Origin of the sequence: Desulfosarcina sp., assembly GCF_033791525.1 — a bacterium.
Taxonomy (GTDB): Bacteria; Desulfobacterota; Desulfobacteria; order Desulfobacterales; family Desulfosarcinaceae; genus Desulfosarcina.
Window position 1 is genome coordinate 1 of the sequence record NZ_JASJGN010000479.1, and the last position, 20,173, is coordinate 20,173.

At 56.9% G+C, this 20,173-nt stretch carries 19 protein-coding genes and 2 pseudogenes; 14 read left to right on the forward strand and 7 right to left on the reverse strand.

From position 1 onward, the window contains the following. The coding region (locus tag QNK41_RS22695; RefSeq protein ID WP_319262078.1) for an OmpP1/FadL family transporter at positions 1-757 on the reverse strand (757 nt) is incomplete at its 3' end. 427 nt (positions 758-1,184) lie between these two features. Between QNK41_RS22695 and QNK41_RS22700 the strand changes: the two genes are divergently transcribed. The 3 genes from QNK41_RS22700 to QNK41_RS22710 all read left to right on the forward strand — a co-directional run bounded on the left by QNK41_RS22700 (position 1,185) and on the right by QNK41_RS22710 (position 4,047). Next, the gene (locus tag QNK41_RS22700; protein WP_319262081.1) at positions 1,185-2,141 is read left to right on the forward strand and encodes a P-loop NTPase; all 957 of its coding nucleotides are present in this window, start codon (positions 1,185-1,187) and stop codon (positions 2,139-2,141) included. After that, positions 2,138-2,791 carry a helix-turn-helix domain-containing protein gene (locus QNK41_RS22705; protein ID WP_319262083.1) on the forward strand — a complete coding sequence of 218 codons (654 nt, stop codon included), beginning with the start codon at positions 2,138-2,140 and terminating at the stop codon, positions 2,789-2,791. The genes QNK41_RS22700 and QNK41_RS22705 overlap by 4 nt, the downstream gene beginning before the upstream one ends. Before the next feature lie 125 nt (positions 2,792-2,916). Then, the gene (locus QNK41_RS22710) at positions 2,917-4,047 is read left to right on the forward strand and encodes an NAD(P)/FAD-dependent oxidoreductase (protein WP_319262085.1); all 1,131 of its coding nucleotides are present in this window, start codon (positions 2,917-2,919) and stop codon (positions 4,045-4,047) included. A 147-nt stretch (positions 4,048-4,194) separates the two neighbouring features. Here the strand turns inward: QNK41_RS22710 and QNK41_RS22715 are convergent, their stop codons facing one another. The 3 genes from QNK41_RS22715 to QNK41_RS22725 form a co-directional block, all read right to left on the reverse strand. Beyond that, the gene (locus QNK41_RS22715) at positions 4,195-4,719 is read right to left on the reverse strand and encodes a rubrerythrin family protein (protein ID WP_319262088.1); all 525 of its coding nucleotides are present in this window, start codon (positions 4,717-4,719) and stop codon (positions 4,195-4,197) included. 82 nt (positions 4,720-4,801) lie between these two features. Further along, a complete protein-coding gene (locus tag QNK41_RS22720) occupies positions 4,802-5,254 on the reverse strand; it encodes a Fur family transcriptional regulator (RefSeq protein WP_319262091.1) in 453 nt (150 codons plus the stop codon). Positions 5,255-5,278: 24 nt separating this feature from the next. After that, on the reverse strand, positions 5,279-5,542 hold the full coding sequence (locus tag QNK41_RS22725; RefSeq protein ID WP_319262093.1) for a hypothetical protein: 264 nt from the start codon (positions 5,540-5,542) through the stop codon (positions 5,279-5,281). Between the two features lie 150 nt (positions 5,543-5,692). Between QNK41_RS22725 and QNK41_RS22730 the strand changes: the two genes are divergently transcribed. The 4 genes and pseudogenes from QNK41_RS22730 to QNK41_RS22745 all read left to right on the forward strand — a co-directional run. Further along, on the forward strand, positions 5,693-6,112 hold the full coding sequence (locus tag QNK41_RS22730; RefSeq protein ID WP_319262096.1) for an HIT family protein: 420 nt from the start codon (positions 5,693-5,695) through the stop codon (positions 6,110-6,112). Positions 6,113-6,272: 160 nt separating this feature from the next. After that, entirely contained in the window at positions 6,273-6,935 is a 663-nt protein-coding gene (trhA, locus tag QNK41_RS22735) for a PAQR family membrane homeostasis protein TrhA (RefSeq protein WP_319262098.1), read from the forward strand. A gap of 94 nt (positions 6,936-7,029) precedes the next feature. After that, positions 7,030-7,155 carry a hypothetical protein gene (locus QNK41_RS22740; RefSeq protein WP_319262099.1) on the forward strand — a complete coding sequence of 42 codons (126 nt, stop codon included), beginning with the start codon at positions 7,030-7,032 and terminating at the stop codon, positions 7,153-7,155. Between the two features lie 12 nt (positions 7,156-7,167). Beyond that, a pseudogene (locus QNK41_RS22745) lies at positions 7,168-7,569 on the forward strand (AhpC/TSA family protein); the annotation flags it as partial. Positions 7,570-7,641: 72 nt separating this feature from the next. Here QNK41_RS22745 and QNK41_RS22750 read toward each other — a convergent pair. Further along, on the reverse strand, positions 7,642-8,214 hold the full coding sequence (locus tag QNK41_RS22750) for a histidine phosphatase family protein (protein WP_319262102.1): 573 nt from the start codon (positions 8,212-8,214) through the stop codon (positions 7,642-7,644). A gap of 303 nt (positions 8,215-8,517) precedes the next feature. On the opposite strand from QNK41_RS22750, the gene QNK41_RS22755 reads away from it, so the two are divergent. From QNK41_RS22755 to QNK41_RS22765, 3 genes are all read left to right on the forward strand, one after another. After that, positions 8,518-8,967 (forward strand): universal stress protein, encoded by a 450-nt coding sequence (locus QNK41_RS22755; protein ID WP_319262105.1) that lies wholly within the window; start codon positions 8,518-8,520, stop codon positions 8,965-8,967. A 482-nt stretch (positions 8,968-9,449) separates the two neighbouring features. Continuing rightward, positions 9,450-10,886: a hypothetical protein gene (locus QNK41_RS22760; RefSeq protein ID WP_319262108.1), complete on the forward strand. Its 1,437-nt coding sequence runs from the start codon at positions 9,450-9,452 to the stop codon at positions 10,884-10,886. A 254-nt stretch (positions 10,887-11,140) separates the two neighbouring features. Further along, entirely contained in the window at positions 11,141-12,481 is a 1,341-nt protein-coding gene (locus QNK41_RS22765) for an acyl-CoA dehydrogenase family protein (RefSeq protein ID WP_319262111.1), read from the forward strand. A gap of 248 nt (positions 12,482-12,729) precedes the next feature. On the opposite strand, the gene QNK41_RS22770 is transcribed toward QNK41_RS22765, so the two are convergent. Next, positions 12,730-13,665: an aldo/keto reductase gene (locus QNK41_RS22770; RefSeq protein WP_319262114.1), complete on the reverse strand. Its 936-nt coding sequence runs from the start codon at positions 13,663-13,665 to the stop codon at positions 12,730-12,732. Then, a complete protein-coding gene (locus QNK41_RS22775; RefSeq protein WP_319262115.1) occupies positions 13,658-15,121 on the reverse strand; it encodes an NTP/NDP exchange transporter in 1,464 nt (487 codons plus the stop codon). The genes QNK41_RS22770 and QNK41_RS22775 overlap by 8 nt, the downstream gene beginning before the upstream one ends. A 289-nt stretch (positions 15,122-15,410) precedes the next feature. On the opposite strand from QNK41_RS22775, the gene sodC reads away from it, so the two are divergent. The 4 genes and pseudogenes from sodC to QNK41_RS22795 form a co-directional block, all read left to right on the forward strand. Next, positions 15,411-15,932, forward strand: coding sequence for a superoxide dismutase [Cu-Zn] SodC (sodC, locus tag QNK41_RS22780; RefSeq protein WP_319262117.1), 522 nt, complete (start codon positions 15,411-15,413; stop codon positions 15,930-15,932). Positions 15,933-17,419: 1,487 nt separating this feature from the next. Continuing rightward, on the forward strand, positions 17,420-18,445 hold the full coding sequence (locus QNK41_RS22785; RefSeq protein WP_319262119.1) for a dihydroorotate dehydrogenase-like protein: 1,026 nt from the start codon (positions 17,420-17,422) through the stop codon (positions 18,443-18,445). Positions 18,446-18,505: 60 nt separating this feature from the next. Next, the gene (gene solA, locus QNK41_RS22790) at positions 18,506-19,669 is read left to right on the forward strand and encodes an N-methyl-L-tryptophan oxidase (RefSeq protein ID WP_319262122.1); all 1,164 of its coding nucleotides are present in this window, start codon (positions 18,506-18,508) and stop codon (positions 19,667-19,669) included. Positions 19,670-19,790: 121 nt separating this feature from the next. Further along, a pseudogene (locus QNK41_RS22795) lies at positions 19,791-20,173 on the forward strand (radical SAM protein); the annotation flags it as partial.

Genomic DNA, 20,173 nt, shown 5'->3' on the forward strand with positions numbered 1-20,173 from the left:
AACGGTAATGCAGTCCCAGGCGAGTCCCGCTACGCGGTTCGAAAATCAAGCCGACATTGGCACCGTAACCCCAGTCGTCGCCCTCTATCTTGGCGGTGCCGTCGAGGTTCTGGGATGCGGTCGGCGGAGCCAGCCCCTGACTGACGAGGGCTGTTCCCCAGTCGATGGCGCTGGTCAGTTCGGCCTCGGCCCACTCGAAACTGACCCCCACGCCCAGCGACCACTGGTCGTTAATCTTATAGGCCACGGAGGGGTTGATGTTAATCGTGGCCAAATCGGATTTGAGACCGTAATAGCGGCCGACCCAGCCGCTATCGTACTCGGTGACCAGTCCGTAAGGGGCGGTGATACCGATGCCGGCTTTCCACTTTTCGGAAAAGCTGTGCATGTAATACAGGTTGGGCACCAGGGCCGGCTCACCGGCGTCGCCGCCGTTACCGCCAAGGAGGGGGCCGGTCAAGGGGGCTGGCAACCCGTTGTTCGACCCCTGGTTCTCGAACTCGGCCTTGGGGATAATGTAGTGGGCGCCAAGCTGCAGCTCGTTGCCGGAGAGCAGGGCCATGCCGGCCGGGTTGAAGAAAATGGTGCTGGCGTCCTGCGCCACGGCCCCCGCACCGGCGTAGGCATAGCCTGCACTGGCGGCGCTCTGCTCGATGATGGCAAATCCCGAGCCGGCTGCGCTGCCGCTAAAGAGAAGTACGCATGAAATGGTTACCACCGCCAGAACCAACAAAGACCCATTCTGTTTCTTTAACATAATCCCTTCCTCCTCCTTCTTATGCCGTTTTTGCCAATGATGATACCTTCGTATAGTGAGAGCACGTTAACACACGCTGTCGCGTCCTTAATTAAACCAGTCCCCCGGGAATGATATCGCACTCATTCTCTTGTATTGCATCGGAAACAGCAGTTTGAGGAAGGGGAGGACTTATCATTCTATTGTTGATTGATTTGTCCCTCCTTGGCAATGTTTTTTTTATACCGCGGCCGATTTTCGGGACGGATGCGGAGATGCCTGTGGGCAGACCTTGATTTGTGACCCATAAATAGCTTATTGAATGGTCACGGTTGGATAACCGACGGATAAGCGAAGCGGGTGCATTGGACGGCGCGGCAGCGGCGACGATTGGTCATGGCGGGCGCGGTTGGTGAACGGGTGCTGATTTTTGGGTATAGGTGGGCAGATGGCTTCCGTGGAGAAAGTTGAGGATATCGAACCGATGCCGACGATCTATCCGATTGGGGGTGGTAAAGGCGGGGTCGGAAAAAGCTTTGTCGCCGCCAGCCTGGGGGCACTGATTGCCAGACAAGGCAGGACGGTGGCCCTGATCGATCTGGACCTTGGCGCATCCAATCTGCATACCTTTCTGGGGATGCCGGCGCCCAAGGACGGATTGAATCTCTTTTTGAGCAAGAATGCGCAAACGCTGGAAAGCGTGGCGGTGCCCACCCCCATCACCCATCTTTTTCTGATCAGCTCCTCCACCTGCTCCATGGAGATCGCCAACCTGTTTTATGCCCAAAAAATAAAGCTGATCAATGCCATCAAAAAACTTCCCTTTGATTATGTGCTCATCGATCTGGGTGCCGGGACCAATTTCAACACCCTTGATTTTTTCCTGACTTCCAACAAAGGGGTCTTTGTGTGCACCCCCGAACCCACCTCCATTGAAAATGCGTTCCGGTTTATCAAAGCCGTCTATCTAAGAAAAATAAAACAGCTGATCAAGCGGCACGATTTTGATGCGCGGGCAAAAGCGGCGGTACTGGACACGGAATCCAATGCGTTGACCTCCCAGGACGTTATCGATATTGTGTCGACACATGATCCTGAAAAAGAGCGTTTTTTCAAGGCGCGCATCGGCAGGTATCAATTTAAATTGATCCTGAACCAGTTTCGCAAAAACGCCGATGCATCCCTGGGTGAAAAAATAGAGGCTGTATGCAACCGTCATTTTTATTCCCCTTTTGAATTTTGGGGCCAGGTCGCTTTTGACGAGCGAGTCATCGATTCGATCTACGCCAGAAAACTGTATGTAAAAAACTACCCGGCCACCGTCACCACCATGGAATTAAAACAGATTGCCGAGCTGCTCACCAATGGTCAGACGGCCCCCTCATTAGTGCGACAGCCGTTATGAAAACATTTGAAAAGGAAAATTATTACCAGATTCTTCAGATCCCCGCCAATGCGCGTGCCGATGAAATCAAGCACGCCTACCGGGATGCACTGGCCATCTATGAAGCGGAAAGCGTGGCCACCTATTCGCTCTTTTCCGAGGAGCAACGAGAACGTTTGCTGCAGGCCATTGAAACGGCCTTTGACACCCTGATCAACGAAGACAAAAGAACCGCCTACAATCAGATGCTCATCGACACCGGCCAGGTGGATGCGGCCGTTTTCTCCAGGCAGGGCCAAAGAAAGCTGGAGGCCTATGGTGACACTCGGACCCTATCCAATGAGAAGAGCCTCAGCCAATGGGTTAAAAAGAAAGCCGATACGCCTGAGATCAGGCAACTCATCGAAGCGATGCGGTCAAAGGAGCTGCTTTCCGGACTGGAGCTGAAACAGCTCAGGGAAGCATACGGCATCGAAATCCCCGAAATCCACGCCATTACCAGAATCAGCGGCGACTCCCTGAGAAGGATCGAGGCCAATCAGTTTGAAGACCTTCCTGCCGGGATCTATGTAAAGCAATTTTTAAAAGCTTATGCCGAGGTTCTTCAGATTGATTCCGGGCATGTGATCAACGGTTATTTAAAGTTCATGGCCCAGGCCAAGGCGGATTAGGATCACCGGCGCGATTGACCGCCGCGCTGAACCACGATAGCGAGTGCATTCCCCGTCGCTTGTCGGAGTGAAGCAGAGATCCCGCTCATTGGAGCCGCGGGGAGGGTTCAATTCAAGGAATACAGATGGAAATTACAACCACAATCGTCGGGGCAGGGGTCGTCGGTCTTGCCGTGGCAGCGGAACTCTCCAGGACCCGTAAAGGGGTATTGATCCTGGAGCGCAACCAGGCATTTGGCCAGGAAACGTCCAGCCGCAACAGTGAAGTGATTCACGCCGGTATCTATTATGCCAAGGATTCTCAGAAGGCCAAACTCTGCGTCGAGGGCAACCGGTTATTGTACCGGTTGTGCGAGCAGCGTCGAATCCCCCACCGCCGATGCGGCAAGCTGATCGTGGCCACCGATAATGATGAGGAAGCCATGCTGGCGACGATCCAGGATCGTGCCCGCGAGAACGGCGTGGAGGCCCTTGAGATGTTGAACGCCAGGCAGGTCAAGGCCCTGGAACCCAATGTGAAGGCTTGTGCCGCTCTTTTTTCCCCCTCCACCGGTATCATCCATTCCCATCGACTGATGCGCCACTATGCCGCCCGGGCCCATGAAAACGGCGCCCAGTTCGTGCCGCATACGACGGTTGTACGGGTGGAAAAACAAGACGATGCCCGCTACCGGGTCCATGTGGTCTACCCGGACGGCCAGACCGATTCGTTTGCCTCCCGTTGGGTCGTCAACTGTGCCGGATTAGAATCCGATCGGCTGGCCGAATCCATGGGGATTGACATCGATGCCTGCGGCTACCGGCTGCACTACTGGAAAGGTGAGTATTTCAGCCTCGACGTGCCCCGTGGGTTTATCCGCCATCTGGTCTATCCGGTTCCCCAGGCGAACCATGTAGGCCTGGGGGTCCATGCCACCATCGACTTGAGCGACCGGGTGAAACTCGGCCCCAATGCGACCTATCTGCCCGACAGGCAGCTCGACTATACTGTGGATGCGCAAGCCCGGCAGTCCTTCTATGAGGCGGCCTGTCGCTATCTGCCCGGCATCTCGGTTGACCAGTTGCATCCGGAAATGACCGGGATCCGGCCCAAGCTGCAAAAACCCGGGGATCCGGCCAGGGATTTTATCATCGCGGAGGAAACCGCAAAGGGGCTTCCCGGGGTGATCAACCTGATCGGTATCGAATCCCCCGGACTTACCGCCAGTCCCGCCATTGCCCGTCATGTGGCGGCCCTTTTGGCTGAGCGGTCGTGAACCGTCAGTACCTGCAGGCGGACGACGTTGTGGTTGATGCCGGCAATACCCGCCGCCCGCATGCAACCGCAGGTAATACCGGGCGCCACCGCGCAACTGTATGCGGAGGCAGCCCGGCTTTCTAAATTGATCTGCAGGATGGACCGACTATCCGAAATCCATGTTGGCCGGCTCGAAGTGTTCTTTGGAATGCTTGCAGGACGGGCACATGGGGGGCGGTTCGGTGCCTTCGACGATATAACCGCAGACGCCGCACTTCCACTTGATCGGCTGCTCGCGTTTGTACACGGCTCCTGCCTCGACCATCTCGATGATTTTCTTGTAGCGTGCACGATGATGGGCTTCGATCTTGGCCACCTGCTCGAAGGCGATCTTCGCCTGGGTCTGTCCCTCTTCTTCCGCCTCCTTGGCGAACTGCGGGTACATGCTCTCCACCTCGTAGTCTTCCCCGCCCATGGCTTCCTTCAAATTGGTCAGGGTGTCGCCAATGCCGCCCAGCAGTTTCAGGTGGTCCTTGGCATGCTGCATTTCGTTAAAGGCCGTCTCCTCGAAAATCTTGGCGATGTAGTGATAGCCTTCTTTCCGGGCAACCTTGGCAAAAAACGTGTACTTGTTGCGGGCCTGGGATTCGCCGGCAAAGGCCGCTTTTAGATTTTCGGTGGTCTTGCTCATTTTTTCCTCCTTGCTGGTTGATGGGTGAGTTGCGTGTTAAAAAAAGATGTCCGGTTTTCCGCTCGTGCGTCGACGGCGGCTTTCAGAACATTTGCTGCTTTGCGGTACACGTGTCACAAAGGCCTTTGAGGACGACTCGTCTGCTGATCACCTTGAACGTGGTGGCGATGGCTTTCGGCACTTCCAGGCGGGCGTAGCCTTCATATTCGAAATCAATGATCCTGCCGCAGGCCATGCAGTGCAGGTGGTGGTGGTCCGTGATGTCTGGGTCGAAGCGCTTGGGTCCGCCGAAGGTCTCCACCACGTCCACCACCCCGATCTCGGCAAAGGTTGACAGCGTGCGGTTGACCGTATCAAAAGAGATGTTCGGGAACTCTTTTTTGACGGTCTTGAACACCAGGTCCGCCGTAGGATGCCGCTTCGATTGAATGAGGACCCGGTATATGCCGACGCGCTGAGGGGTGATTTTCAACTGGCGGCGGCGGCAGGTTTCGATAAAAAGCTGCACCCGCTGATCCATCTTTGTGTCTTGCATGCGGTTCTTAAATAGGATTCATTCCTATTTGTCAACACCTTTTTCCCGTTGAAACCAACGGGATCCGGGCACCTCCGTCTTGACCAGTCTGATCCGATTGTTATTCGGCCAACGGTATCCAATTGAACGGGTTCCGGACTGGCCGCGAGGTCTGAACAGGTTCGACGGCACGCCGATCAATGGCGTCAAGCTGCCGGGAGCCGCGTGGGGTGTTGTGTCAGGGAAAAGCGCGTCGAGAATCGCTTCGGTGGCCGGCGGCAGCAATAGGGTGTCGACTGATTGGCCCATTTCAATTATCAGGGTAAGATGGCGGCATCTGTCAATGGATTATCCTGCGCATCGGTGGGCAACGGTTGGGTCGTTGCCGGGAAACCTCAGGCAGCGCAGGAAAGCGTATGTTTCCTGGCCGCTGCCGGGGCATTACATTAAGGAGAAGAGATGCCGGAAGCGACGGAACACCCGGACAATAGCGATTCAAGTTGTCTGTTCTGCCGATGGATCAGGGCGAGAAAGGCTGTGGAGACGCTCGGCACGGTTGCCGCTTTCAACGACGGCTACCCGGTGACCGACGGCCACCTGTTGATCGCGCCTTTGCGGCATACGCCCGACTGGTTTTCCATGACCAGTAAGGAACTCCGCGACAGCGACACACTGATCCGCGCCCTCGTCGAACGGATCAGGCCACGAGACCCATTGGTCACCGGGTTTAATATCGGGACGAACATCGGCGCATCGGCCGGACAAACCGTTTTTCATGCCCATATTCATCTGATCCCGCGGCGCGATGGCGACACGGCAAACCCCAAAGGCGGCGTTCGGGGGGTCATTGACGGCAAGCGCGAGTATCATCCGTTTTAAACGCAGTCTGACGCCCCAATTCGATGTAAAAGAAATGTCAGCGCGGGTTCGGCAGGATAATTGGTTTGACTTTGTGCCGGATTTTACTCACATTCACAGGTGGCAGGCCGCTCTGGAAAGACAGCCGGCGGCAATACCCGCAAGGAAAGCAGACTGGCTTATGACCCGGACAACCACCCATCATGGATACCGTCGCGCCGAAGAGAGGGTCAACAGCATCACCCACGGTGTCGGCATCATCCTGGCCATTGTGGGCCTGGGGGTGCTGACCACCTCCGCCGGCGTTTCCGGAAATGTCCGGCACATGGTCGGCATCAGTATATTTGGGGGCATGCTGATTCTGATGTATACGGCATCGACCCTTTACCACAGTGTCCGGCATCCCCGTGCCAAAGCTATTTTGCAGACCGTTGACCATTGTGCCATATTTTTGCTGATTGCAGGGACCTATACACCGTTCACCCTGGTGACCCTTTACGGTCCCTGGGGCTGGTCCCTGTTCGGCGTGGTATGGGGGTTGGCGCTTTTCGGAATCGTTGTTGAACTGACCTCACTGCGCCGGCTTCGTGGGCTTTCGATTGGATTATACCTGGGCATGGGCTGGGCCGTGGTCGCTGCCGTCAAACCCATGATAGCCAACATCGCCCCGGGCGGCCTTTTGCTGCTGCTTGCCGGCGGCCTGTCGTATACCGTCGGCATCAGCTTTTACCTGTTGCGCAAGCTTCCTTATCATCATGCCATCTGGCATCTTTTTGTGCTGGCCGGCAGCAGCTTTCATTTTTTTGCAGTCCTTTTCTTTGTGGTTCCAGTTACCGGTCTGTGACAGGCAGACGGAACGCTAACCGGCCGGCTGCAAGAGCAAATCAACGCCTTGCCCTCCGGGCCGGGATCCACTAACAAGTGAGGAGAGATACGCGATGCCTAAAGATGCAACGAAAGTCAGGGATCAGGAGGTGGTGTTGTGGGACAACACGGTTACGCGCCTCAGTCACTTCTGGGGAAGCGGACCGCTGGTGCTGGTTTTCCTGCGCCATTACGGGTGACCCTTCTGCCGGGATCAGGTGGCGCAGTTGCGTCAGAAGGAAGACCACTTTAACCGACTCGGTGCCCGGGTGGTGCTCGTCGGTTTGGGAACCCCGGAGGAAACCGCAGCCTTCAAAGACCAGTTTCAGGTTCCCTTTAGCATGATTGCCGATCCACAAAAGCGGCTCTTCAGGGCTTTCCATCTCAAGCAGGCGTCCCTGGGCGGCCTCTTGTCCGTCGGTATGGCCGTAAAGGGGCTGTCGGCCATGGCCAGGGGCCACAGCATAGGCATTCCCAAAGGGGATGTCCGTCAGCTGCCCGGGGTTTTCATCATCGACAGCGGCGGCCGTATCCGGTTCAGCCATTATGCAAAAGATGCCGCCGATCACCCGGACCCGGACACGCTCCTGGCATTTCTCCGGGATGACAACTGAACGAACCATCGGCGCTGACGGATGCAAGCCGGGGCGGTTGGCTGCCGGCATTGATACAACCGGCATCATTCCTCAGAACTTAAAATCCAACCGTCCGAGGACCTCCCTACCGCCAGCGTCTTTCAAGCGCATCACCACCCCCTCTCCGGAGGACACGCCCTCGTCGGTGATGGCGGATATGGTCACGAAATGGGTCACCAGGACAATCAGCGGTCCGTCTGCGGGTTGTTTGGCCAGAAACGACCGCAGGGCGGCAAGGTTGGGCTCGCGATCCCGGGGCCGTTCGTAAAAGGAATTCAGGGCCGGCAGCTCGGCAACCGGTCCGAGACCCATCAGCGCAGCCGTCTCGAGGCAGCGGCACCACTGGCTGGCGTAGACCCGGGCCGACTCGATACCCTGGCTGCGAAACCATTGGCCAATGCGCTGGGCCTGGATGCGCCCCCGGTCGTCAAGGTTGCGTTGTGTCGAGCAATCGCCGATCCGGAAATGGTCAGGATCCCCGTTTCCCGGGGCGTTGGCATGGCGGATCATCAGCACATGGCCACCGGTGGCGATCTGTTCGACAAGGCGGTCAGGTTCGGCTGCAGCGGCGCTGACGAAAAAAAGCACCAGGCCGGCCGTCAAAAATATCTGTCTCAACATCATGTTTCATCCTCCTGAACGTGTCGTGTACGTCTGGCAATGGTCCACGTTCACCGGGCCTGTATCACCGCTCAAGCGAACCCTGCTCTATACATCAGGCTCTATTGCTATCACCCATAAGCTAATCCATCCTGAGTCCGGGTCAAACCGTCCCTTAAAGCAGATGGTTCGCACCGCATGAAAAGGGGTTTTCGACGCCCTCCTTTTATACATCCAAACTCCAATGAATCGCTTGACGAAGCCTTCCATCAGACCTTATATTCAAGAATAGGCAAAACCAGCCTGATTACCAAAGGAGGTTCAATCATGGATGTGAGAAAGATACTATGGCCGACAGACTTTTCCGCAATATCCGAAAGCGCCCTGCCGCACGTTAAATCGCTCACCGAGAAGTACGGTGCTGAAATACACGTTCTCTACGTGATTGAGGATATCGCCCACCATGACGGCTGGTACGGTGCCTTTGAGGAAAAGCGTGTCAAGGAACTCATGGCGCATGCCAGCAAGACGGCAACCACACGGTTGGGGCAGATATGCGAAAAGTACCTGGACGGCTGTCCACTTTACATCAAGCATGTAGCGGTCGGTGACGCCGCCAAGGAGATCCTGAAGCTCATAGAAAAAGAGCAGATGGATATAGTGGTCATGGCCAGCCATGGCGAGAAAGGCAACTTCCGTTTCGGCAGCGTGGCCGAAAAGGTACTGAAACATTCTCCGATTCCGGTGACGGTCATCCCCGTTGCGCCGAACCCATGATACCCCCAGTCTGAACACCCATCGAGGCACCCCCTCCAGGACAACCGTGACCGGCTCGCCTACCTGGCTGAACCACAGCGTCCGCTAAGTGGGCCGGCAGGTCTTTTCCGCGCTCCTGCAGGCGATTTTCCAAAGGAACCGTGCGCACATCTGCACCTTTTCTGCGCATGGTGAGCGTCATCTTCGCAGCGTCCAGTGGATGCTGGGCCGTCCTTTCGTTCCTCGATGATCGTACACCGAAAGCCGCTTTCCGATAAAATGGCACACTCCTTGAACTCAAATCCGGACGCCCCATGTCATCCGCATCGGCGCAGGCGTGTCTGGCTCCACAACTATTTAATCATGCGACCAAACCGGCCTTGGCGATGCGACCACGATAGCTTTTATAGTGATTAATAACAGGTAGTTGAGGAAATTCGGAGACCGTCGGACGGGTTGCATGGTCATCGGTGGCCGTCAACCGCATTGCCAAAAGGAGAACCATGCGCCAGTTTCGAAATCGTTTTTGCCGTCTCGTATTCTGCACAGTTGTGTTCACAGGTATGTTCCCCGCCGTATTCACGGCCATCGCCCAATGGCCGGATGGGCACATGCCGGAGCCCGATCCGCCTGCCGTGCACCAACCGCCCGTTGAAAGACCCTTTTTTCGTGCGCTGGCCGAACCGGCCTCATCCGACACGGAATGGACCCTCCATAAAACAGCCGACAACCAGCATCCGGACGGCATCGAACAGCAGATGACCTGGCTGATGAACCGGGCCCGTACCAATCCCACCCGTGAAGGGATATGGCTGGCCACCATGAACGATCCGGACGTGGACGGCGCCAGAGATTACTTTGATGTGAACCTGGATGTGCTGCAGGACGAATTTTCCACCATCCAGGCCAAACCGCCGGCAGCCTTCGATGTGCGCCTTTACCAGGCCGCCCGGGCGCACTCGGATTATCTCGTGGCCAACGACAGCCAGAACCACGACGGTCAACTCGACCGCGTGGTGGACGCCGGGTTCGCTTACCTCTCTTACCGCGGCAATGTTTTTTCCTATACCCGCAGCGGCATCCACGGGCATGCCGGTTTCAATATCGATTGGGGCGAGGGAGACGCGGGTATGCAGTCCGGCCGCGGTCATCGCCAGGCGATCATGTCCATCGATGGGGATTACACCAATGTGGGCCTCTCCGTGGTGGCCGAAGCCGATCCGGCCACGGGTGTGGGCCCTTTGGTGACCACTGGCAACTATTGCCTTGCCAACACGTCGCAGACCAATCATTTCAACCGTTTTCTGGTGGGAACGGTCTGGCGTGATCTGAACGCCAACGACCAGTACGATCCAGGGGAAGGTATGGGCGGTATCTCGGTGCGGCCGGATCGGGGCGCCTACCACGCGGTGACGGCTGACAGCGGCGGGTACGCCATGCCCCTGCTTGAAGCCGGCACCTATATGGTCAGTTTCAGTGGGTCGGGGATAAGCGGTGAAACGATCCGGACGGTTACCGTGGACAGCCAGAGCCTGCTGCTTGATCTGGTAACCATTAACGGCGATCCGGGAGATGCCGAGGCCATCACCGGATCGGCTTCAGCCATTTCAGCAAACACAACGCAGCTCAACGGCATCGTGAACCCCAACGGCAAGGATGTGGACTACTATTTCGAATACGGTCCAACAACCCTTTACGGTGATATTTCCGAGGTCTTCTCAACAACGGCCAATCAACACATCGCCATTGCCGTGTCCGAGCTGTCCCCGGGCACCTTATACCATTTCCGGCTGGTGGTCGTCACAGACACAGACACCATCAACGGCAACGACCGCAGCTTTGAAACCGTGCCGGCAGACGGCAGTGAGCCCCAGGCCCCGCCAATCAGCAGCAGCGGCGGTGGCGGTGGAGGCTGTTTTGTCGGTACGATTATCCGGTAGATTTAGACTCGCTGCAAACAAACCCACATCAAGGGCGGCTGGGCTGCGGGGCCTCTTTTCAATCCCCTTGCCCAGGTAACGTTCCACCATGATCGCCTGCACCACTTGCAACCCGAAACCAGGCATGCGATGGTTGGTTACGGCCATGTTGCCGTAGTTACTGTTTTCGCGATGCGCCAACCGGTCATCACTGCACCGATTCACAAGTAGCGATGCTAACCGATTCTATCGATCCATTCGAGAAAGGGGGACGTATGCTGGATTTTAGGCTCACACCGGAGCAGCTAACGCTGCAGCAGAAAGCCCGCGAATTTGCTCTGAAGGAAGTGCTGCCGGTAGCCTGGTACTACGACGAAAAGGACGACATCCCGCTGCCGGTGATCCGTAAAGCATACGACGCCGGAATCATGAACATGGATATTCCCAAGGCCTACGGGGGTCAGGGACTGGGTCTGGTCGAGGCCGCCATCCTGACAGAAGAATTGGCGGCCGCCTGCCCCGGCCTGGCCACATCGATTTTTGACAATTCCCTGGGAATGGAGCCGGTGCTGCTCTCGGAAAACGAGGAGATTCGCCAGCGCTATCTGCCGCGCATTCTCAACGACTTCAAGAAAATCTGTTTTGCCACCTCCGAGCCGTTGATGGGGTCGGATGTGGCCGGCATCCGCTGCCGGGCCAAAGCCGACGGCGAGGACTTCATCCTGGATGGCACCAAATACTGGATCACCAACGGCGGATTGGCCGATTATATGTCGGTCTTCGCCACGGTCGATCCCAAGCAGGGCCACAAAGGGATCTGCGCCTTTCTGGTGGAAAAAGACTGGCCCGGTGTCCGGATCGGTCGCCCCATCCCCAAAATGGGCCAACGCTGCTCGAACACCGTGGGGCTTAAATTCGACAATGTCCGCGTACCCAAAGCCAACGTGCTGGCGCCGCCGGGCGACGGCTTCGTCCTGGCCATGCAGACCTTCGGGCGCACTCGGCCTATTATCGGTGCCTTTGGCGTGGGCGCGGCCCGATCGGCCATGGAGTATGCCATGGATTATGCCAAAAAGCGGCAAGCATTCGGCATGCCCATTGCCAATTTCCAGGCGATCCAATTCAAAATCGCCGAGATGTATCAGAAGGTGGAAACTGCCCGCCTGTTGACCTTGAAAGCGGCTTGGGAGGGTGACCAGGGCATGGATCCCACCCTGAATGCATCCGTCGCCAAACTATACGCCACCGAGGTTGCCCTGGAAGTGGTCAATGAAGCCTTGCAGATCCTTGGCGGCTATGGCTATACCAAAATGTATCCCGTCGAAAAGCTGCTGCGCGATATACGCCTCCTGCGCATCTACGAAGGTACCAGCGAGATCCAGCGCGTGATCGTGGCCGGTACCGTGATGAGCCAGTACCAACCCGTCATGCCGGCTTTGGAAGACCTCCCCTTGCATCGTGACGCCGATCCCCTTGGGGGCGATGCGGCGGATACGGCCTGGCGCTGCCGCATCTGCGGCTATGTCCATTACGGTGATGACGCACCCGAGGAATGTCCCTATTGTTTCTTCCCGAAGTCGGCATTCAAGAAGGCGGGGGAGGGCGCAACGGCCTGAACCTATCAGCCTGAGCCCGGTGTCCGCCCATCACGGTGCCGGCCATGTCTGCAGCTGACGAAACGGGGTCCGGATTCACCCCCCACGGCCCCGATGAGCGGGATCTCTGCTTCGCTCCGACAAGCCGCGGGGAGAGTTCTGCCTGTAACGGCAGTGCTACGCAGCACCGTAAGAAAAAATCAATTTCCAGTTCGCGCGCTATCGCGGTTCAAGCCACCGGGCGTTGCTTCCGTTTTTCAACATCCTTGTCAAAGCGCGCTGACATGCGCGACCATGCGTCTGCGCATGTCGGCATCCGGCAGGCGGCCAACGCCCGCTGCCATATTGTCCGTCATGTGTTTCACCTTCGAGGTTGCCGGTATGACGCAGGTGACAATCGGATGGGCGATGATGAATTTCAGAAAAAACTGCGCCCAGCTGTGACAGTCGATTTCAGCGCTCCACGCCGGCAACTGGTGGCCCCGGGTTTTGTGAAACAGGCTGCCGCGCTGGAAGGGGCGATTGATCAAGACGGCGATTCCTTGATCCGCGGCAAGCGGCAGCAATCGCTCTTCAGCAGTGCGATCCTCGATGTTGTAGCTGAACTGGACAAAATCCAGCGTTTCGGTTCGAAGGATCTGTGCCAATGCCTCATGGTCGCGGCCGTGGGATGTGGTGATGCCGATATAGCGGATCCTGCCCTTTTGCTTCCACTCCCGGAGCACTGGCAGGTGGGTCTTCCAGTCCCGCAGGTTGTGGATCTGCATCAAATCGATGACATCGACCCCCAGCCGTTGTATGGACCGCTCCATCTGAGCGATGCCGTCCGTCCGACCATCGGTCCACACCTTGGTTGCGGTAAACAGGCGGCTTTTTCCCCGCTCCGATCCCAGCAGCTCACCGACCACGCTTTCCGCCGAGCCATACATGGGGGACGAATCGATCAGCCGGCCGCCGCTGTCGAAGAATGCTTCCAGAACCTGCGCCAGTTGCCCCATGGTCTCCGCATCGCCCTGGACATCGAAGGTGCGCGATGTCCCCATCCCCACCACGGGCAACCGCTCACCGCTTGAGGGAATCGGACGCAACAGGATGCAGCTCTCTTCGGCCGACAGGAGATGTGGGGCCAGCAGCATGGCCGACGTCAGTGCGCCGACCGTCCCTAAAAACGAACGACGTGTCATATTGACATCTGGATCAATCATGATGGAATTCTCCTTTCGGATCGGGGGGTGGGTTGGCCGCTGACCTGGCCATCCGCTCCTGGCGCTTGCCCAGCTTGAATGAAATCAAGGCCCAGATGCCGGCCAGCGGCACCGCCGCCAGCGCAATCCGGGAAGCTGCAAGGCCGGCGCCCTGCAGACCGGTATAAACCCAGGCACTGAGGGCATCACCGCCCCGATACACGACGGTATCTATGAAATTTTTGGCTTTGTATTTTTCTTCTCTGGTTAAAACCACGTAGAGCATTTCGCGCGCCGGCCGCATGACCGCGTAGTTGCCTGATCGGCGCAACACCTGCACAACCACGATCACCGTCAACACGGGCGCAAACCCCAATCCCAGAAAACCAATCATCAGCAGCAACGGAATCAATGCCAGTGTCCAGCCCATCCCGATCTTTTTAATGATCCTGCCGGTGAGAAAAACCTGAAAAAACAAAGTGATCGCGTTGACACTGAAATCCATGGCCGCAAACACGGCAGTGCGCGTGGCCGGATCTTCAAAGCTGTCGCGCACGATCTGGGCCTGCTGAAAGTATAGAAAAGTGGCCAGAGAAGAGAAAAGCACAATCAACAGGCAGATCCCGGCCAGATACGGAGAACGCAAGACCAGACCGACGCCGGCAAAAATACTGCCGTCCATGGCTTTTTCGACGGGTGGGTCCGTTTCGGCGCGATCTCTGACTGCACCGGCAGCGGGGCCGGCGGTGGCTGCGGACTGCTTCCAGGCGATGAGCCGATGGATGCACACCACTGTCCAGGCCAGCAGTGCGGCCGATACCGGCAGCAGGTTGACAGGTCCCACGTGGACCACGAGAACCGCGGTGAACAATGGTCCGGCGAGCGCTCCGGCCGTGCCGCCGGCGGCAATAACCCCGAAGAGGCGTTTGGCCTGTTCGTTGGAAAAGGTGTCGGCCATGAAGCTCCAGAATACCGATACGATGAACAGGTTGTATACGCTGACCCAGATGAAAAAGGCGCGGGCCACATAGGCATGGGTCAGGTGCGATTGGAATAGCACGTAAAAGATCAGCAGGTTGGCGATGAATAAATAATAGATGCAAGGCAGGAACTGCCTGGTGGCCCATCGCCGGGTGACCCAGCCGAAAAAGGGAACGACCGCCAGCATGGCCAAAAACGTCCCGCTGAACATCCACTGCAGATGCTCCACTCCGCCGGCAATGCCCATCTCGTCACGCATGGGGCGGATGATGTAGTAACTGCACAACAAGGCGAAGAAATAGCTGAACGCCCAGCCAAGCGCCCGCATCTCATGGCGGTTCACGGCCATGGTTCGTCTTATTAGTCCGTCCATGACCCGTTGCCTGTCGGTTGCGGTTTGTCGGTGTCCCGGTGCATCCATGGCGAAGATCCCGCCGGTATGGGTGAGTTGATTCCGATCAGCCTGTTGAACAGAATAATCACTCCCGGATCTCATGGCATGGCCGGCATGGTAAATGGCTCAGCAGGGCGAATTTACGGCCTCTTTTTATTTGCTGAGGATGTATTATATTTTGTTAGAATGGCTACCCTAGTGTCCATCCAGAAATAGGCAAATATGGTTGATATTCTGAGGATAAAATTTTGAGCATAACGCAGATATCAGACAGATTGGCCATTTGTGGATCGACACTACCCTAATATCGATGGGTGTGGGTCCTGTAGGTTGCGGCGGTTCAATCCATTGGTTATCAGGGCTTCCGCTGAATGAAAGGAGAAAGACAACCATGAAACGGTTTCTAATTATAGTTGCGGGTTTATTGCTTACTTCGGGTTTGGCCTGGGCAGATGAGGCGACGATCAGCATGTTTGTCGCGACGGATGCCGGGCCCGGCAAGGCCATCGGCACCGTTGCGGTAACGGACACGCCTTACGGGGCACTGTTTACTCCGGATTTGAACGGCTTTACACCGGGATTGCACGGCTTTCACGTGCACCAAAATGCGGACTGCGGCCCCAAACAGAAAGACGGGAAGATGGTGCCGGGGCTGGCCGCCGGCGGGCATTATGACCCGGCCGAGTCCGGCCGGCATGAAGGCCCATACGGCAACGGCCACCTTGGGGATCTGCCCCCGCTCTACGTCGACGAAAACGGCGGATCGAGCCTGCCTGTTCTGGCGCCGCGGTTGAAGGTGGCCGACCTCAAGGGGCGGAGCCTGATGATTCATGCCGGCGGGGATAACTTTTCGGATAATCCCGAAATGCTCGGTGGCGGCGGTCCACGGAAGGCGTGTGGGCTCGTCCAATAGGAACAGCGGTGTCGGGGCTCAATTCATGGAAAACCTGATTATTCGAGCCAGCATGGTTTGCTCAATGCGAGCCTATTTACCCTTCACGGCGGCGGGTTGAGTGGATGAACCAAAAACCGATCAACACTTTTCGTTGCAAGGGATTCCCGCGATGGCAGCGGTGACCGATAAGGCAATAATTGCGACGGTTGAGCGGTTTTTTCGGCGTCCTGAAATCCACGGCAACCTGGATTATCTCAGCAATCGTTCATCCGGTTTTCTCGAGTTTGGCCTTCGACCCGTGCCTGCTTCCGGATTTCGTGGTGATCGATACCTAAGCGACTACAATGAATTGTGCAAATCCCCGTCGTATGATGCCTATCTTGCCCGTCGGGCCCGGGAGTTTTAGCGCTCGGCCACAAAAGCCTGAACCAGGGCTCGGAATCGGGCCTTGAAAACGATCCGTTTCTTGGTTCATCGCACGTTTTTTGCTTTGCCCGTCACGCCGGGGCTGTATATCGACCCTCACCCGACGCTGGTTATGGATCAGCCGGCCCATCATCCTCTCTTTTCCGGTGACGCTATGGTAGCTTCAACCTGTCACCATGCGGCCAATCGACTCACATTGCATATTTCCCCGGGTCTTATAAGCTGAGATCACTTTTAGAACGGAGTCACCAGGCAAACCATTAACCGGAGAGGTGAAACTATGACCGGATTGGAACAGACGATGGCGTTGGTGAGATACTTCATGAACAACTGCCGCTTTGACCGAAGCGGAAAATCTCACTGCAAGCGCCGGCAAAATAAAGATTAGGCCTTGTCTCTAGAATGGGGTGTTGGTTCAAGGTCAAGGTTTGACCGCGTTTCAACCCGCAGGCATACCTGAGCATGCAGAGGATTCGAAACGAGGACCCCAGCCAGTGCTTGAGGCTTTTGACAATGTAAAGATTGCCTCCAATGGCAGGGTTTTAACATTGAAAGTGATCCATTTTAATACTGCCAGTAATGTGGTGACGCGCCTCTTTATCCCGCAGACAATTCCCGGTCAACCACCATTACCCCCGTAAATAATCCTCCCCGCGGTTCGCCGCAGGGAGGACTCTGCCTGCAGCGGTAGTGCTGAGCAGCACCGTAAGGATGACAATCGATTCCCCGTTTGCTCGCTAACCCTGCCGCACCGGTGCTCGGAATTTCTGCTTCGCTCGGACAGGCGACGAAAATTGCGTTTGCTATCACGGTTCAAGCCATGCGGATATCAGTCGGGCGGTTGGGCGAAGCCGGGATGAACCGATCCCGCGATTGCAAGGACGTCGTGCATGGTATGGCGAGCTGGCCGTTCGGGGTGTTGGCAGTGGATTTTTTTCCTCAAATTGTTTATTATCGCCCAATCAGAGAAAAGACCGCATTGATCTGGGACGCCATCGATTTTTCACAATCATACTGCAGCCAACAGCAGGCAGGGTGCCTCGTGGCTGTGCAATCCGACCTTTTGTTGAGGAGGCACAATGGATCTATCCACGCAATACCTGGGGCTTGAGTTAAGAAATCCGATTATCATGGGCAGTTCAGGGTTGACCAGTTCGGTCGAAAAAATAAAGAATGCCGAAAAATGCGGCGCCGGTGCGGTGGTTCTCAAGTCCATTTTCGAAGAGGAGGTGGCCCTGGAATTTGCCGATTTCATGAAGACGGCTAAAAATTTTGCCACCGACAGTCAGTATTTCGATTACGACGGACGAAAAGTCCCCATTGACTACTATAACTACGTCGTTCGGGAAGAAAACCTGAAAAAATACATCACCCTGATCGAGGAGAGCAAAAAGGCGGTCTCCATACCGGTTATTGCCAGCATCAATTGCTTTCTGCAGTCGGTCGAGTGGATGGCCTATGCCAAGCAACTGGAAGCGGCCGGTGCCGATGCCCTCGAGCTGAACATGTTTTTTCCCCCGACGGATTTCAAGCAAAAGCGGGTGGACCCGGAAAGCATCTATTTCAAGGTCACCGAGCAGGTGACCCAACACCTCTCCATCCCCACCGCCTTGAAGATCAGCCACTATTTTACCGATCTGGGTCCGATGATTCAGCGGCTCTCTCAAACCGGTATCGGCGGACTGGTGCTGTTCAACCGGTACTTCAGCCCGGACATCGACATCGACAACTTCGAGACCACCAATGCGTTCGTCTTCAGCACCCCTTCGGACCTGGCCATGTCACTGCGCTGGATCGCCATCATGGCCGAAAAAGTCGACTGCGACCTGGTCGCCTCCACCGGTATCCACGATGGGGATGCGGTGATCAAGCAGTTGCTGGCCGGCGCTGATGCGGTTCAGGTGGCTTCGTGCCTGTATCAACACGGTGTTACCCATATAGGGGATATGCTCGAGCGCCTGGAGAGCTGGATGTCCCGCAAAGGATTCAAGCGGATCAGCGGTTTCAAGGGTAAAATGAGTCAGGCCAAGAGCACGGATCCATCCATTTACGAGCGGGTGCAGTTCATGAAGTACTACGGCGGCAAAAAGAACGTGGTCGTCTGACCCTGGCTGCGGCAGGTCCCCGACGCAATCAGTTGTTGTCCGCGATGGAAAGCAGGTGTGATGCATCACTATGACGTCATCGTTGTCGGGCTGGGTACCGCCGGATCGGCCACCGTCATGACCCTGGCGCAGCGGGGTGTGTCGGTGTTGGGGATAGATGCGTTCCATCCGCCGCACACCCTGGGCAGTCACCATGGTGAATCCCGCAGCGTCAGGCGGGCCTATCTGGAGGGCACCGCATACCTGCCCATGGCGATTCGGGCCTGGGACCTGTGGCGCAAACTGGAAAAAGACTCAGGAGAGAAGCTCCTGGTCACCACCCATAACCTGACCATCGGGCCGCCGGATGGACCGGCCGTTTCCGGATTCCTGGCCAGCGCCCTGGCCGGCGGCATATCTCATGATATGTTGACTGCCGCCGAAATCCACAGGCGGTGGCCGCCGTTGGCACCGCCCAGCCACTTTGCCGCCGGTTTGGAAAAAGAGGCGGGGATCGTTTTCCCGGAAACGTGCATCCGGATATTCCTCGCCATGGCCGATGCCGCCGGGGCAAGGCTTCAGGTCGATGAACGGGTGACCGGGTGGACGGCCACGTCGGGCGGCATCGAGGTTCGCACCTCCCAGGGCAGGTATACCGCCGGACGGGTCCTGATCGCCGCCGGCGCTCGCACAGGGCGATTGCTGGGCGTTGCCGGTGCCATGCTGACGCCCAAACGGATTCCCGTCCACTGGATTACTCCGCCAGATGCAACCGCTTATCAATTGGGTCAGTTTCCGGTGAATTTCTGGCAGGTCCCGATAGACGACACTGCCGGTACGTGCGTATCGTACCATGAGTTTTATTCCCTGCCGGCCATCAACCACCGTGGACGGGTCAAGGCCGCCTTCCACAACCAGCTTGCCGACGGCGACCCGGAAACCCCATCGCCCGCAGTATCCACAGAAGAGGAGGCGGTGATGCGGGCCATGCTGACCCGGTTTCTGCCGCCGCTGTCCGACCGGCCGATGACATCCGACACCTGCATGTACACCCTGACGCCCGATGACCACTTTTTACTGGGTCCACTGCCCCAAAACGAGAATGTATTCGCCGTGGCACTGGCCGGACACGGCTTCAAGTTTGCGCCGGTGTTGGGTGAAATCCTGGCCGATCTGCTCGAAGGCCGTATCCCCGCGATCGATATGGGCTTTTTCTCACCGCAGCGCTTTGCCGGGCGGGAGTGATGCCGGCCGTGTGTCCATGACCCGTTGCACGAAACCCCAACTCGATTATTCCTTGGTAAACCGAAACCTTCACCAAGTCCATTAAAAATAATTTGAATGGATTGACCTTGTTGTTCTGCCTATGGAATCCATTCTGCTGATCAATCCGCCGGTTGCCAAACCCTGCGAACCCGCTGCCGGCCCGGCCAAACTAGCCTGGGCACTGCGCGCCCAGGGGGTCGACTGCCGGATATATGACGCCAGCATCGACGGTATCCTGGGGCTGCTCCAACAGCCGATCACGGTCGACGACACCTGGTCCCGCCGGGCACTGGCCGGCCGGGCGGCCAATATCGATGCACTGCGGTCTCCGGACCTATATCGCAACCGGGACCGTTACAAACGGGCAGTCATGGACACCAACCGGGCCCTTCACATGGTGGGCCTTGAATTCGATGCCGCCCTCTCCCTGTCCAACTATGGATCGAAAGCCCTTTCACCGGTTCGCAGCGCGGATCTAATCCG

What these genes read in the sequence shown, in the direction of transcription:
- QNK41_RS22700 (WP_319262081.1), top strand. Translation starts at nt 1,185, where the DNA reads ATGGCTTCCGTGGAGAAAGTTGAGGATATCGAACCGATGCCGACGATC.
- QNK41_RS22705 (WP_319262083.1), top strand. Translation starts at nt 2,138, where the DNA reads ATGAAAACATTTGAAAAGGAAAATTATTACCAGATTCTTCAGATCCCC.
- QNK41_RS22710 (WP_319262085.1), top strand. Translation starts at nt 2,917, where the DNA reads ATGGAAATTACAACCACAATCGTCGGGGCAGGGGTCGTCGGTCTTGCC.
- QNK41_RS22715 (WP_319262088.1), bottom strand. Translation starts at nt 4,719, where the DNA reads ATGAGCAAGACCACCGAAAATCTAAAAGCGGCCTTTGCCGGCGAATCC.
- QNK41_RS22720 (WP_319262091.1), bottom strand. Translation starts at nt 5,254, where the DNA reads ATGCAAGACACAAAGATGGATCAGCGGGTGCAGCTTTTTATCGAAACC.
- QNK41_RS22725 (WP_319262093.1), bottom strand. Translation starts at nt 5,542, where the DNA reads ATGGGCCAATCAGTCGACACCCTATTGCTGCCGCCGGCCACCGAAGCG.
- QNK41_RS22730 (WP_319262096.1), top strand. Translation starts at nt 5,693, where the DNA reads ATGCCGGAAGCGACGGAACACCCGGACAATAGCGATTCAAGTTGTCTG.
- trhA (WP_319262098.1), top strand. Translation starts at nt 6,273, where the DNA reads ATGACCCGGACAACCACCCATCATGGATACCGTCGCGCCGAAGAGAGG.
- QNK41_RS22740 (WP_319262099.1), top strand. Translation starts at nt 7,030, where the DNA reads ATGCCTAAAGATGCAACGAAAGTCAGGGATCAGGAGGTGGTGTTGTGG.
- QNK41_RS22750 (WP_319262102.1), bottom strand. Translation starts at nt 8,214, where the DNA reads ATGATGTTGAGACAGATATTTTTGACGGCCGGCCTGGTGCTTTTTTTC.
- QNK41_RS22755 (WP_319262105.1), top strand. Translation starts at nt 8,518, where the DNA reads ATGGATGTGAGAAAGATACTATGGCCGACAGACTTTTCCGCAATATCC.
- QNK41_RS22760 (WP_319262108.1), top strand. Translation starts at nt 9,450, where the DNA reads ATGCGCCAGTTTCGAAATCGTTTTTGCCGTCTCGTATTCTGCACAGTT.
- QNK41_RS22765 (WP_319262111.1), top strand. Translation starts at nt 11,141, where the DNA reads ATGCTGGATTTTAGGCTCACACCGGAGCAGCTAACGCTGCAGCAGAAA.
- QNK41_RS22770 (WP_319262114.1), bottom strand. Translation starts at nt 13,665, where the DNA reads ATGATTGATCCAGATGTCAATATGACACGTCGTTCGTTTTTAGGGACG.
- QNK41_RS22775 (WP_319262115.1), bottom strand. Translation starts at nt 15,121, where the DNA reads ATGAGATCCGGGAGTGATTATTCTGTTCAACAGGCTGATCGGAATCAA.
- sodC (WP_319262117.1), top strand. Translation starts at nt 15,411, where the DNA reads ATGAAACGGTTTCTAATTATAGTTGCGGGTTTATTGCTTACTTCGGGT.
- QNK41_RS22785 (WP_319262119.1), top strand. Translation starts at nt 17,420, where the DNA reads ATGGATCTATCCACGCAATACCTGGGGCTTGAGTTAAGAAATCCGATT.
- solA (WP_319262122.1), top strand. Translation starts at nt 18,506, where the DNA reads ATGCATCACTATGACGTCATCGTTGTCGGGCTGGGTACCGCCGGATCG.